A 12512-nucleotide genomic window follows, 5' to 3' on the forward strand; every position below is an offset into this window, starting at 1 on the left:
GTGTGAGACGCTTGGAGGATCGCACGGTTGATCGAAGGAGAACGGTGACAATTTCCGAACGCGCCCACGAGTTGGCCATCGCCGCCGCCCAGGCCGCGGCCGACAAGAAGGCGCAGGACATCGTCATCATCGACGTGGGCGACCAGCTCGCCATCACCGACGCGTTCCTGCTCGCCGCGGCTCCCAACGAGCGTCAGGTGCTCGCCATCGTCGATGCCATCGAGGAGCGGCTGCTGGAGCTGCCGGAGAAGGCCAAGCCGATCCGGCGCGAGGGCGAGCGGGGCGGCCGGTGGGTGCTGCTCGACTACGTCGACATCGTGGTGCACGTCCAGCACACCGAGGAGCGCGAGTTCTACGCCCTCGACCGGCTCTGGAAGGACTGCCCGACGATCCCGTTCGTCGACCGCGACCTCGTCGACGCCGAGTCCGGCACCGGCTCCACCACCGCGGAATGACCCGCCTGATCATCTGGCGGCACGGCAACACCGACTGGAACGCCGCCAGCCGGGTCCAGGGGCAGACCGACGTACCGCTCAACGACCTCGGCCGCGAGCAGGCCCGCACCGCGGCGCCCCTGCTGGCCGGGCTGCGGCCCGACGCCATCGTGGCCAGCGACCTGAGCCGCGCGGCGGACACCGCCGGCGCGCTGGCCGCGCTGACCGGGCTGCCGGTGCGCACCGACCCACGGCTGCGGGAGCGGCACTTCGGTTCCTGGCAGGGGCTGGCTCTCACCGAGGCCGCCGAGCGCCATCCCGCCGAGTTCGCCCGCTGGCGGGCCGGCGACCCGGACCCGGGCGCCGGCATCGAGACCCTGGACGACCTCGGCAAGCGGATGGGCGCGGCCCTGTCCGACGCGGCCGACGCCGTGCCCGGCGGCACCGTGGTGGTCGCCACCCACGGCGGCGCGGCCCGGCAGGGCTGCGGCCACCTGCTCGGCTGGGAGCACGCCGTCCTGCGCACCATCGGCTCGCTGCAGAACTGCCACTGGACCGAGCTGCGCCACGACGCCGCCCGGGGCTGGCACCTGCGCGCCCACAACGTCGGCCTGATCACCGTCCCGGCCACCGAGGCCGTCTGACCCGGGCGTTCCCCGACGACATCGGCTAGCGTGCCGGGCATGCCCGTCGCGGTCGTCACCGACTCCACCGCCTATCTCCCGCCCGAGCTGCTGCGCGTGCACCGGCTGACGGTGGTGCCGCTGGCCGTCGTGCTCAACGGCGCCGAAGGGCTGGAGGGGGTGGAGACCACCCCTGCCGACGCCACCCGGGTGCTCGGCGGCCGGCGCGTCTCGGTGAGCACCTCCCGCCCCGCGCCGGAGCAGTTCGCCCAGACGTACCGGGAGCTGTTCGACGCGGGCGCCGACGGGATCGTCTCGGTGCACCTGTCGGCCGAACTCTCCGGCACGGTGGAGGCCGCCCGGCTGGCCGCCGCCGGGTTCGACGACCGGGTCGCCGTGGTCGACAGCCGCTCGACCGGCATGGGCCTCGGCTTCCCCGCCGTCGCCGCCGCCACGGCCGCCGAGCGGGGCGAGGACCTGTCGGCGGTACGCGACGCCGCCGTCGACGCCATCGCCCGTACCAGCATCTGGTTCTACGTCGACACGCTGGAGTTCCTCCGCCGGGGCGGCCGGATCGGCGCCGCCGAGGCGCTGCTCGGCACCGCACTGTCGGTCAAGCCGATCATGCACATGCCGGACGGCGCGATCGTCCTCAGGGACAAGGTGCGTACGGCCAGCCGGGGCGTGGCGCGGCTGGCCGACCTGGCCGTCGAGGCCGCCGGGGACGCCGACGTCGACCTGGCCGTGCACCACCTCGCCGCGCCGCAGCGGGCGGAGGCGCTGCTGGAGGCGCTGACGGCCCGGCTGGGCGACCGCCTGCACGACTCGTACGTCTCGGAGGCCGGCGCGGTGGTCGCCGCGCACGCCGGGCCCGGCCTGGCCTGCGTCGTCGTGCACCGCCGCCCGCCGGTCAGCGACTAGGGTGTCCTGTCGACCGTGATCGCTGTCGATCACGCGGGGCAGCGCCGACACCCGTCCGGGTGCCATCGTGACCCGATGAAGGACGACCTGCACAGTTACCTGAAGGGCGGCCGTGACGCGCTGCTGTGGAAGCTCGACGGGCTCAGCGAGTACGACGCCCGGCGCCCGCTGACCCCGACCGCGACCAACCTGCTCGGCCTGGTGAAGCACGCGGCGGCCATGGAGATCCTCTACTTCGGCGTCGTGTTCGGCCGGCCGTTCGAGCAGGAGCTGCCGTACGTCGGCGACGGCGCCGAGACCAATGCCGACATGTGGGCGACCGCGGACGAGAGTCGCGAAGAGATCGTCGCGTTGTACCGTCGCGCCAGCTCCCACGCCGACACCACCATCGAAGCCCTCGCGCTCGACGACGTGGGCCGGGTGCCGTGGTGGGGCGATGCCGCGGTCACACTGCACCGCGTCCTGGTCCACGTCGTCGCGGAGACACAACGGCACGCCGGCCACGCGGACATCGTGCGCGAGCTGGTCGACGGCGCGGCCGGGCTGCTGCCGAGTAACGACAACCTGCCACCTGCTGACGAGCCGTGGTGGCGGGACCACCGCCAGCGGGTGGAGCAGGCTGCCCTCGACGCCAGCAACCGCTGAGCTGCCGTTCTTCGCCGCCCTAGCACATCACCCGCATGATCAGGCGGTTGTCCACAGGCGGTGCCGTCATCCACAGCCGTGCCCCGGCCGGCCGCGCGCCCCGGGCTCGCGGACCTAGCTTCGCGTCGTGTCAGAAGACGAGGAGACGGTGGTCCGGGAACGACTGCGCCAGCTCGTGGCGGGCTGGCCGTCGAGCGCCGCACCGGCGCACCTCGGCGAGTCCGCCGATCCCCTGGAACGGACCGGCGAACCCGCCGGGCAGTTCGACGACCGTCAGGGGCCGGCCGGGCCGTTCGGCGACCGTAACGGGCCGGCCGGGCTGTCCGGCGATCATCGGAGGCTCGCCGGACTGTCCGTCGACGGTCCGGGCTCGGTCGGGGTGCCGGAGCCGGTCGTGGCGCTGCCGCCCCGCACACCGTCGTTTCCGTCCCGCGCACCGGCGTCGCCGGCCGGCGCGACGGGGCCGCCGGAACCCGACCCGCCGACCCGGGCCGTCGATGCCGGCGTGGCGTCCCGGTTGCCGGGGCCCGGGGCGTTCGACCCCGGCCGGCGGGGAGTGCGGGCGCTGGCTGTCGTCGCCGTGCTGGTGGTGCTCGGGGCCGGCTTCTGGGCCTGGCGGTCCCGGCCGCAGACCGAGCCGGTCCGCCCGGTCGCCACCGCCGAGGCATCCGATGCGACGGTGACCGGCCTCGCGGAACCGGCCGCCACGTCGGCCGGCGAGCTGGTGGTCGCGGTCGCCGGCAAGGTACGCCGTCCCGGGCTGGTCCGGGTGCCGGCCGGCGCGCGGGTCGCCGACGCCGTGGAGGCGGCCGGCGGGGCGCTGCCGGGGGTGGACGTGGCCCTGCTCAACCCCGCCCGCAAGGTCACCGACGGGGAACTGATCCTGGTCGGCGTCACGGCACCGCCGGGCGCGGCACCCCCGCTCGGGGCAGTTTCCGGCGGTGCGCCGGGGGTGCCCGGCGCGGGCGGCCGGCTCAACCTGAACACCGCGACGCTCGCGCAGCTCGACGCGCTGCCGGGCGTCGGGCCGGTGCTCGCCCAGCGCATCCTCACCCACCGCGACCAGCAGGGTGGCTTCCGCTCGGTCGGCGACCTGCGCCAGGTGGACGGCATCGGCGACGCCCGCTACGAGCAGCTCAAGGACCTGGTGACGGTGTGACGACCGGCGGCGCGCTCGGCCCGTCCGGCACTGGCCCTGGCCTCGGCTCGTCCGGCTCCGGCCCGGCCGGCTCCGCGGCCTCCGGCGTCGACGCCGGGGGCGAGCGGGTCGCGGCGGCCATCGACCTGCGGCTGGCCGGACTGGCGGTGGCCACCTGGCTCGCCGCGCTGGCCGGGCTGCACCTGACCGTCGGCCGGACCCTGCTCCTGGCGGCGGTGGCGGCCGGAGGGTCGGTGCTGGGCGGGCTGCACCTGGCCGGCGTCCTCGGGCGGCCGGCCGACCCCGTCCGGCGGTACGGCTGGATCGCCGTCGCCGTGCTGCTCGGCGTCGTCTGCGGCGCGACGGCCACCGCCGCGCGGCTGTCCGTCCGCGACTCCGGTCCCGTCCGCGCCCTGGTCGAGGAGCGGGCGGTCGTCACCGCCGAACTGGTCGTCCGCGACGACCCCCGCCCCGTACGCGGCGTCGCCGGGCGCCCGGCCACCCTGCTCGTGCCGGCCGAGCTGACCTGGTTCACCGGCCCGGACGGACGCCGGGTCGCGACGCCGGCCCACGTGCTGGTCCTCGCCACCGATCCCGCCTGGCGGGGGCAGTTGCCCGGTCAGCGGCTGACCGCCGAAGGACGGCTCGCCGCCCCGCGCGGCGGCGACCTGACCGCGGCGGTGCTGAGCGCGGCCGGACCTCCGGTGCCGCACGGGGCCGCCCCGTCGCCGCAGCGCGCCGCCGGATCGTTGCGGGCCGGCCTGCAACGCGCCTGCCTGCCGCTCCCCGACGAGCAGGGCGGGCTGCTGCCCGGCCTGGTGGTCGGCGACACGAGCCGGCTGCCGCCCACCGTCGAGGAGGACTTCCTCGCCACCGGCATGACCCACCTGAACGCGGTCTCCGGCTCCAACGTGGCCATCGTCGTCGGGGCGGTGCTGCTGCTGGCCCGGTGGGCGCGGGCCGGACCGTGGCTGGCCGCCGGGCTCTGCGGGTTGGCGCTGGTGGGCTTCGTCATCCTGGTCCGTCCCTCACCGAGCGTGGTGCGCGCCGCCACCATGGGCGCCATCGGGCTGGCGGCGTTGGCGGCCGGACGTCCCCGGGCGGCGCTGCCCGCCCTCTCCGCCGGGGTGGCCGTGCTGGTGCTGGTCGACCCTGAGCTGGCCGGTGACGCCGGCTTCGCGCTCTCCGTGCTGGCCACCGGTGGTCTGCTGCTGCTCGCCCCGAGGTGGCGCGACGGGCTCCGTCGGCGCGGGGTGCCGGCCGGGCTCGCCGAGGCGTTGGCCGTGCCGGCGGCCGCGCAGCTCGCCTGCGCCCCGGTGGTGGCCGGGATTTCGGGCACGGTGAGCCTGGTCGCCGTGCCGGCGAACCTGCTGGCGGTGCCGGCGATCGCGCCCGCCACGGTGCTCGGGGTGCTGGCGGCGGCGGTGTCGCCCGTCTGGCCGGCCGGGGCGGAGTTCGTCGCGTGGCTGGCCAGCTGGCCGGCCTGGTGGCTGGTCATGGTGGCGCGGCACGGCGCGCGGCTGCCGGCGGGCACGCTGCCGTGGCCGGGCGGGATGCCGGGGGCCCTGCTGCTGACCGGGCTGACCGTCGCGCTGCTGGTGGCCACCCGGCACCCGGTCGTCCGCCGGCTGGTGGCGGTGGTCGTCGTCGCCGTCGTGGTCGGCACGCTGCCCGTACGGCTGGCCGCCCCCGGCTGGCCCCCGGCGGGCTGGGTGGTCGCCGCCTGCGCGGTCGGCCAGGGCGACACCGTCGTGCTGCCGGTGGCGGCCGGCCGGGCGGTGGTGGTCGACGCCGGGCCGGACCCGGGGGCGGCGGACGGCTGCCTGCGTCGGCTGGGCGTACGGGAGGTCGCGCTGCTGGTGGTCAGCCACTTCCACGTCGACCACACCGGCGGCGTGGCGGGCGTGTTCCGGGGTCGACCGGTGGGTGCCGTGCTCACCCCGCAGTGGTCCGAGCCCGCCGCCGGGCGGGAACTGGTCCTCGCCGAGGCCGCGGCGCACTCCGTCGACGTGGTGGCGGGCGCGGCCGGGTGGCGGTACCGGGAGGGTGGCGTCGAGTTCACCGTCATCGGCCCGCCCCGCCCGATGCGCGGCACCCGGTCGGATCCCAACAACAACTCGCTGATGCTGCTCGCCACCGTCTCCGGCGTACGGATCCTGCTCGCCGGGGACGCTGAGACCGAGGAGCAGCGGGCGCTGCTGGACGACAGCTCGCCGGGCGGCCTGCGGGCCGAGGTGCTGAAGGTCGCGCACCACGGGTCGGCCTACCAGGACCCGGCCTTCCTGGACGCGGTGCGTCCCGTGGTGGCCCTGGTGCCGGTGGGGACGGGCAACACCTACGGGCACCCCAATCCGGCGGTGCTCGGGCGCCTGGCCCGGGGCGGGGCGCGGGTGCTGCGTACCGACACGGAGGGGGACGTGGCGGCGGTGCTCGGCCGGGCCGGCCTGGGGGTGGCGACACGAGGCACGCCGCCGGGCCGACAACGGTAGGAATCGACGCCGATTATTCGCTTTAGCGGTGCACTGAGGTAAATGTCTGGATTTGCGCTGAGTGCGGGCTCCGCAACCGGAGTGCGGACGAGCAGACTGGATCCGGCCGCCGGCCGTGCGAATATGGGCGGCGTGACCGCCGCCAGCTTCGCTCCTATTCTGCTCGTCCTCGGCGACGAGGAGCTGCTCGCCACGCGCGCGGTCACCGAAGCCGTCGTGAAGGCCCGCAGCGTCGACCCCGACGTGGACGTCCGCGAATACCAGGCCGGCGCCCTCGTCGTCGGCGAGATCGCCGAGATGCTCAGCCCGTCCCTCTTCGGCGGGCGACGGGTGCTGGTGCTGCGCGCCGGCCAGGACGCCCGCAAGGACCTGGTGGCGGCCCTGCTGGCGTACGCGAAGAATCCCGACCCGGACGTGCAGCTGATCGTGCTGCACCTCGGCGGGGCCAAGGGCAAGGCGTTCGCCGACGGGCTGAAGGCGGCCGGGGCGACGGTGGTGCCGGCGGCAAAGCTCAAGGGGCACCGCGACCGGGTGGCCTTCGTCCGGGACGAGATCCGCCGGGCTGGCGGGAAGTGCACCGACGACGCGGCCGAGACGCTCATCGCGGCGGTCGGCAACGACCTGCGCGAGCTGGCCGCCGCCTGCTCCCAGCTGATGGCCGACACCGACGGGCGCATCGGCGCCGACACGGTCGCCCGCTACTACCGGGGGCGGGTCGAGGTGACCGGCTTCACCGTCGCCGACGCCGCCATGGTGGGCGACGTGCCGGCGGCACTGGAGGCGCTGCGCTGGGCGCTGCACGTGGGGGTCGACCCGGTGCCGATCGCCGACGCGATCGCCGACGGCGTCCGCACCGTGGCCCGGGTCGCCGCCGCCGGTCGGGGCGACCCCTTCCAGTTGGCGAGCACCCTCGGCATGCCGGCGTGGAAGATCAGGTCCGCTCAGCAGCGGGCCCGTGGCTGGACGCCCGAAGGGCTGGTCGAGGCGATGCGGGCCGCGGCCGAGTGCAACGCGGCCGTCAAGGGCGGCTCGGACGACCGCGCGTACGCGCTGGAGCGGGCCGTGTTCTCGGTCGCCGCCGCCCGGCAGGGTGGCGCCCGGTGAGCGGAGCACCCCGCGGCTCGTGGGCCACGATCCCCGCCGACGAGGAGCGGTACCGTCCGCTCTACGCGCGCCTGCTCCGGCTGCGCTTCGTCAACCCGGGCGGGGTGCTCTGCTTCCTCTTCTTCGAGGGCGCCGTCGCGCTCGCCGCGCTGCTTGCCCTCGCCGAGCTGGTCACCTGGTGGTCGGTGCTCGTCCTGCCCGCCACGGTGGCCGCGATGGTGAAGCTCAACGACATGGTGGCCGCGATGGTGGTCCGCACCGCCGCACTCGTGCCCGAGCAGGAACGGGACCGCTTCCGCCAGCAGATGGAGCCGGTGGTCGGGCGGGCCAGGGTCGACTGGGTCGCGCACACCGTGCAGGGCGTCGTCGTCACGGCGTCGCCGGTGCCGCACACCGCGCGGGCCGTACGCGACCGGCAGGTGTACCTGGACGCGCAGTACGGCACGGGGGAGCGCGACGGTGGCCGCGCGGACGCCGAGTTCGGCCCGCAGCGTGCCCACCCCGATCCGTTGGGCTGACGATCCGCCGCCGACCGGAGGCCGGTCACGGCGATCCGACGGCGAACCCGGCGACCGATCGGTGCCCAGCAGGCCGTGGCCCACCCGAGGCCGCCCCGCTTGAGATCTTGGAAGGAAACGGCCCCGGTGAGGGCCTGTTCCCGCCAAGATCTGCTGTGCGACCGACGGCGAGCCACGGAGAGCCGCAGCGAACGACGCCAGGCCACGGCGAACGGCGCCCGGTCATGGCGAACGGCGCCCGGTCATGGCGAACGGCGCCCGGTCATGGCGAACGGCGCCCGGTCACGGCGAACGGCGCCCGGTCACGGCGAACGACGCCAGGCCATGGCGAACGGCGGCGCGTTCGCAGCGCAGCGCGTGAAAAGCAGACAGCCGGAAGCCCCGGGTCGTGCCCGGGGCTTCCGGTCAGGTCTGAGGTCGCCTCGTCAGGCGGAGAGCGACACCACGCGCCGGGCGATCGCGGACTTGCGGTTCGCGGCCTGGTTCGAGTGGATCACGCCCTTGCTGACCGCCTTGTCCAGCTTGCGCGAGGCGTCCCGCATGAGGATGGTGGCCTTCTCGACGTCACCGGCCTCAGCGGCCTCGTTGAACTTCCGGACGGCGGTCTTCAGCGACGACTTGACCGACTTGTTACGCAGCCGGCGCTTCTCGTTCTGCCGGTTGCGCTTGATCTGGGACTTGATGTTCGCCACGCGACAGCCTCGTCTTGATAGCTCGGGTTGGTCTGCATTCCGCGCGCGACGAGCATGCGTCATCGCTGCGCGAAGAGCCAGGTTACCAGGTCGCCCGGGACGAGCCAAAACGGCTCGGTCCCCGCCCTGGTGGGCGCCGCGCCCCACGGCGAACGGTCAGGTCCAGCCCTGCCGGCGGGCGAGCCAGCCGAGTGACTGCTCGCCGCTCCACCGCTGGTGCGCCGGGAGGTGCGGCGACGCGGTACCGGGCGCCGAGGCGGCGGTGGTGAGGAAGTAGCCGGACAGGGCGGCGAGGCTGGCGTCCAGCGCGTCGGGAGGCGCGCCCGCCGATGCCGGGTGCCGGGCGAAGAGCGCGTCGGCGTCCAGGCCGTCGGCGTACGCGGTGAGCAGCAGGGTCACCAGGTCGAACCAGGGCGGCCCCTGGCAGAGCCACGTCCAGTCGCAGAACCAGGCCCGTCCCGCCCCGTCGATCAGCACGTTGTCCAGCCGTAGGTCGCCGTGGATCAGGCCGGTGGCGCCGGCGGCGTACGCGGGGAGGCGGGACTCCAGCGCGACCAGCTCGGGCAGGCGGTCCCGGAGCGGCGCGGGCAGCGGCGGTGCCGGCTCCCGGCCGGCGGCCACCTCGCCCCACCAGAGGATGTCGTCGCGGGCCAGGTCGGCGAGGTGGGGCAGCCCGAGTTCGCGCAGCCCGGCCGGCGCACCGGCCAGCGCGGCGGCGACGTCGGCGTACCCGGTCAGGGTCGCGGTCAGCTCGGCGGGGTCCCAGGGCAGTCGGGGCGTGTGCCCGTCGACGGCGTCGAGGCAGAGCGCGAACCAGCCGGCCTCGTACAGGGTCCACCGGGGGCGGGGCGCCGGCAGCCCGGCCGGGAGCCGGTCGAGGATCGCGGCCTCCCGGGCGTACCAGTCGACCAGTCGCGGTTGCTCGGCGGTGGCCGCGGCCTTGACGAAGGCCCGGTCCCCGGCGGCGGTGCGGAGCACGGCGGCGAAGCCGCGGGTGAAGCCGGCGCCGGCGACCCGGGCCGCGACCACGGGCGCGCCGAGGCGGTCGCCGATGGCGGTACGCAGCGCCGCCGGCAGCGTCGCCCACTCCGGCCGGCGGGCGGTCGCGTGGTACGGCACGGGCGGCGGGGACGTCGGGGTCACGCCACCATGCTGCCTGGCGGGGCATCGGCCCGCACCGCCACTGCGCCCGGCGCCCGCGACCCGCCGTGCCTCCCTTGGCGGGGCGGGAGCGGCGCGAGGTCTGCCAGACTGCCAGGCCATGAGGACCGACGACTTCTGGCAGTTGATCGACCGGGCCCGGGCCGGCGGCGGGGGAGAGCCGCACGCGGTCGCCGCGCGGGCCGTCGCCCTGCTCGCCGAGCGCGACCCGGAGGACATCGTCGGGTACGCCCGCCACCAGGCGCGGGTGCTGTCCGCCTCCCACAAGGTCGACCTCTGGGGTGCCGCCTACCTGATCAACGGTGGTGTGTCCGACGAGGGCTTCCACCACTTCCGGGGCTGGCTGATGACCCAGGGTCGCGAGGTGTTCGCACGTGCCGTCGCCGACCCGGACTCGCTGGCCGGGCTGTCCCAGGTCAGGGCGGCCTCGCTCAGCGGTGAGGAGTTCTCGGCCGCCGAGATGCTGGCGGCGCCGTGGGACGCGTACCGCCGGGTCACCGCCGCCGAGCTGCCGGCGGACCCGGAGCTGGCGCCGGTGCCCGACCTCAACGACTTCTGGGACTTCGACGACGAGGAGGAGGCGAAGCGGCGGCTGCCCAAGCTCGCCGCCCTCTTCGTCGAGCCCCCCGCCGAGTGACCCCGCTCGCCCCTCCGCCGCTCGCCCCTTCGCCGCTCGGCGCGGCGCGGGAGGCGACGCCGGGTGAGGGGGCGGTGCTCGCGACGCCGGGCGAGGCGGCGCTCCCGGGGCGGTCCCGGCGGCGGGGATCGCCCGCGCAGCGGACGCGCGGCGGCGACGTGGGAGCATAGAGGGAGCCGGCGTCGTGCCGGCCCGCTCACGTCAGCCGATCAGAACGGACCGCTGTGCCACCGACGCTCGATTCCGGCGCGAACGCTCCTGGTGCCACCGACCCGGCGCGCATCCGGAACTTCTGCATCATCGCCCACATCGACCACGGGAAGTCGACCCTGGCCGACCGGATGTTGCAGCTCACCGGCGTGGTCGACCCCCGGCAGATGCGTGCGCAGTACCTCGACCGGATGGACATCGAGCGCGAGCGCGGCATCACGATCAAGAGCCAGGCCGTCCGGATGCCCTGGACCATCCGGGAGGGCGACCGGGCCGGCGAGACCGCCGTGCTCAACATGATCGACACCCCGGGCCACGTCGACTTCACCTACGAGGTGTCCCGGTCGCTGGCCGCCTGCGAGGGCGCGATCCTGCTGGTCGACGCCGCGCAGGGCATCGAGGCGCAGACCCTGGCGAACCTCTACCTGGCGCTCGAGAACGACCTGCACGTCATCCCGGTGCTCAACAAGATCGACCTGCCGGCCGCCCAGCCGGAGAAGTACGCCGAGGAGCTGGCGCACCTGATCGGCGGCGACCCGGCGGACTGCATCAAGGTGTCCGGCAAGACCGGCGAGGGCGTGCCGTACCTGCTCGACGAGATCGTCCGGCAGTTCAAGCCCCCGGTCGGCGACGCGGAGGCACCCGCCCGCGCCATGATCTTCGACTCGGTCTACGACGTCTACCGGGGCGTGGTCACCTACGTCCGGGTCATCGACGGGCGGATCAGCGCCCGCGACCGGATCAAGATGATGTCGACCGCCGCCGTGCACGAGCTGCTGGAGATCGGCGTCATCTCGCCCGAGATGGTGAAGGGCGACGCGCTCGGCGTCGGCGAGGTGGGTTACCTGATCACCGGCGTGAAGGACGTCCGCCAGTCCCGGGTCGGTGACACGATCACCATCAACTCCCGGCCGGCGAAGGAGGCCCTCGGCGGCTACAAGGACCCGAAGCCGATGGTCTACTCGGGCCTCTACCCGATCGACGGCTCCGACTATCCCAACCTGCGCGAGGCGCTGGACAAGCTCAAGCTCAACGACGCCGCGCTCGACTACGAGCCGGAGACGTCCGGCGCGCTCGGCTTCGGCTTCCGGTGCGGCTTCCTCGGCCTGCTGCACCTGGAGATCATCCGGGAACGGCTGGAGCGCGAGTACAACCTCGACCTCATCTCCACCGCGCCGAACGTGGTCTACCGGGCCATCACGGAGGACGGCGAGGAGATCGTCGTGACGAACCCGAGCGAGTACCCCACGGGCAAGATCGCCGAGGTGTACGAGCCGGTCGTGCGCGCCACGGTGCTCACCCCGAACGACTACGTCGGCGCGGTGATGGAGCTCTGCCAGGGCCGCCGGGGCAGCCTGCTCGGCATGGACTACCTCTCCGCCGACCGGGTGGAACTGCGCTACACGCTGCCCCTCGCGGAGATCATCTTCGACTTCTTCGACCAGTTGAAGAGCCGTACCAAGGGCTACGCCTCGCTGGACTATGAGCCCTCCACCGAGCAGGCGTCCGACCTGGTGAAGGTCGACATCCTGCTGCACGGTGAGCCGGTGGACGCGTTCAGCGCGATCGTGCACAAGGACAAGGCGTACAACTACGGCGTCACGATCGCGGCGAAGCTGCGCAACCTGATCCCGCGCCAGCAGTTCGAGGTGCCGATCCAGGCGGCGATCGGCAGCCGGGTGATCGCCCGGGAGACCATCCGGGCGATCCGCAAGGACGTGCTCGCCAAGTGCTACGGCGGTGACATCAGCCGCAAGCGCAAGCTGCTGGAGAAGCAGAAGGAGGGCAAGAAGCGGATGAAGATGGTGGGCCGGGTGGAGGTCCCCCAGGAGGCCTTCATCGCCGCGCTCTCCTCCGACTCCGGCGACGGGAAGGCCCCCGGCAAGAAGTGACCTGCCGCCGGTGCGTCCGGCGGATGACGACGTACGACGGCCGGCGCC

Annotated in this window: 12 protein-coding genes; 10 read left to right on the forward strand and 2 right to left on the reverse strand. The window is 74.6% G+C overall.

Features of this window, described 5'->3' with window-relative positions:
* Positions 1–44 precede the first annotated feature (44 nt).
* From rsfS to ACLQ20_RS30190, 8 genes are all read left to right on the forward strand, one after another.
* Positions 45–455, forward strand: a complete 411-nt coding sequence (gene rsfS / locus ACLQ20_RS30155; protein ID WP_132240430.1) for a ribosome silencing factor — start codon at positions 45–47, stop codon at positions 453–455.
* On the forward strand, positions 452–1078 hold the full coding sequence (locus ACLQ20_RS30160; protein WP_151452798.1) for a histidine phosphatase family protein: 627 nt from the start codon (positions 452–454) through the stop codon (positions 1076–1078). Before rsfS ends, ACLQ20_RS30160 begins: the two co-directional genes overlap by 4 nt.
* A 39-nt stretch (positions 1079–1117) precedes the next feature.
* The gene (locus tag ACLQ20_RS30165) at positions 1118–1978 is read left to right on the forward strand and encodes a DegV family protein (RefSeq protein ID WP_151452799.1); all 861 of its coding nucleotides are present in this window, start codon (positions 1118–1120) and stop codon (positions 1976–1978) included.
* A gap of 75 nt (positions 1979–2053) precedes the next feature.
* Entirely contained in the window at positions 2054–2623 is a 570-nt protein-coding gene (locus tag ACLQ20_RS30170) for a DinB family protein (protein WP_425858268.1), read from the forward strand.
* Between the two features lie 319 nt (positions 2624–2942).
* Entirely contained in the window at positions 2943–3782 is an 840-nt protein-coding gene (locus ACLQ20_RS30175) for a helix-hairpin-helix domain-containing protein (RefSeq protein ID WP_425858281.1), read from the forward strand.
* Positions 3779–6250: a ComEC/Rec2 family competence protein gene (locus ACLQ20_RS30180; protein WP_425858269.1), complete on the forward strand. Its 2472-nt coding sequence runs from the start codon at positions 3779–3781 to the stop codon at positions 6248–6250. The genes ACLQ20_RS30175 and ACLQ20_RS30180 overlap by 4 nt, the downstream gene beginning before the upstream one ends.
* Positions 6251–6373: 123 nt before the next feature.
* Positions 6374–7354 (forward strand): DNA polymerase III subunit delta, encoded by a 981-nt coding sequence (gene holA, locus ACLQ20_RS30185; RefSeq protein ID WP_151452801.1) that lies wholly within the window; start codon positions 6374–6376, stop codon positions 7352–7354.
* Positions 7351–7872 (forward strand): hypothetical protein, encoded by a 522-nt coding sequence (locus ACLQ20_RS30190; protein ID WP_327029328.1) that lies wholly within the window; start codon positions 7351–7353, stop codon positions 7870–7872. Before holA ends, ACLQ20_RS30190 begins: the two co-directional genes overlap by 4 nt.
* Positions 7873–8297: 425 nt before the next feature.
* Here ACLQ20_RS30190 and rpsT read toward each other — a convergent pair whose 3' ends face one another.
* Together rpsT and ACLQ20_RS30200 are read right to left on the reverse strand one after the other, a co-directional pair.
* Positions 8298–8564, reverse strand: coding sequence for a 30S ribosomal protein S20 (gene rpsT / locus ACLQ20_RS30195; RefSeq protein ID WP_132240425.1), 267 nt, complete (start codon positions 8562–8564; stop codon positions 8298–8300).
* A 156-nt stretch (positions 8565–8720) separates the two neighbouring features.
* Complete coding sequence (locus ACLQ20_RS30200) at positions 8721–9707, reverse strand: phosphotransferase family protein (protein ID WP_327029327.1); 987 nt, start codon at positions 9705–9707, stop codon at positions 8721–8723.
* Positions 9708–9825: 118 nt separating this feature from the next.
* Between ACLQ20_RS30200 and ACLQ20_RS30205 the strand changes: the two genes are divergently transcribed.
* Complete coding sequence (locus tag ACLQ20_RS30205; protein ID WP_151452803.1) at positions 9826–10362, forward strand: DUF4240 domain-containing protein; 537 nt, start codon at positions 9826–9828, stop codon at positions 10360–10362.
* A 224-nt stretch (positions 10363–10586) separates the two neighbouring features.
* Complete coding sequence (gene lepA, locus ACLQ20_RS30210) at positions 10587–12464, forward strand: translation elongation factor 4 (protein WP_151452804.1); 1878 nt, start codon at positions 10587–10589, stop codon at positions 12462–12464.
* Positions 12465–12512: the final 48 nt, after the last annotated feature.

Source organism: Micromonospora sp. DT46 (assembly GCF_049841735.1).
GTDB lineage: Bacteria > Actinomycetota > Actinomycetes > Mycobacteriales > Micromonosporaceae > Micromonospora > Micromonospora reichwaldensis.

Bases quoted from the DNA above. Each gene is read 5' to 3' on its own strand.
- ACLQ20_RS30165 (WP_151452799.1), top strand. From the start codon at position 1,118: ATGCCCGTCGCGGTCGTCACCGACTCCACCGCCTATCTCCCGCCCGAG.
- ACLQ20_RS30160 (WP_151452798.1), top strand. From the start codon at position 452: ATGACCCGCCTGATCATCTGGCGGCACGGCAACACCGACTGGAACGCC.
- holA (WP_151452801.1), top strand. From the start codon at position 6,374: ATGGGCGGCGTGACCGCCGCCAGCTTCGCTCCTATTCTGCTCGTCCTC.
- ACLQ20_RS30205 (WP_151452803.1), top strand. From the start codon at position 9,826: ATGAGGACCGACGACTTCTGGCAGTTGATCGACCGGGCCCGGGCCGGC.
- ACLQ20_RS30170 (WP_425858268.1), top strand. From the start codon at position 2,054: ATGAAGGACGACCTGCACAGTTACCTGAAGGGCGGCCGTGACGCGCTG.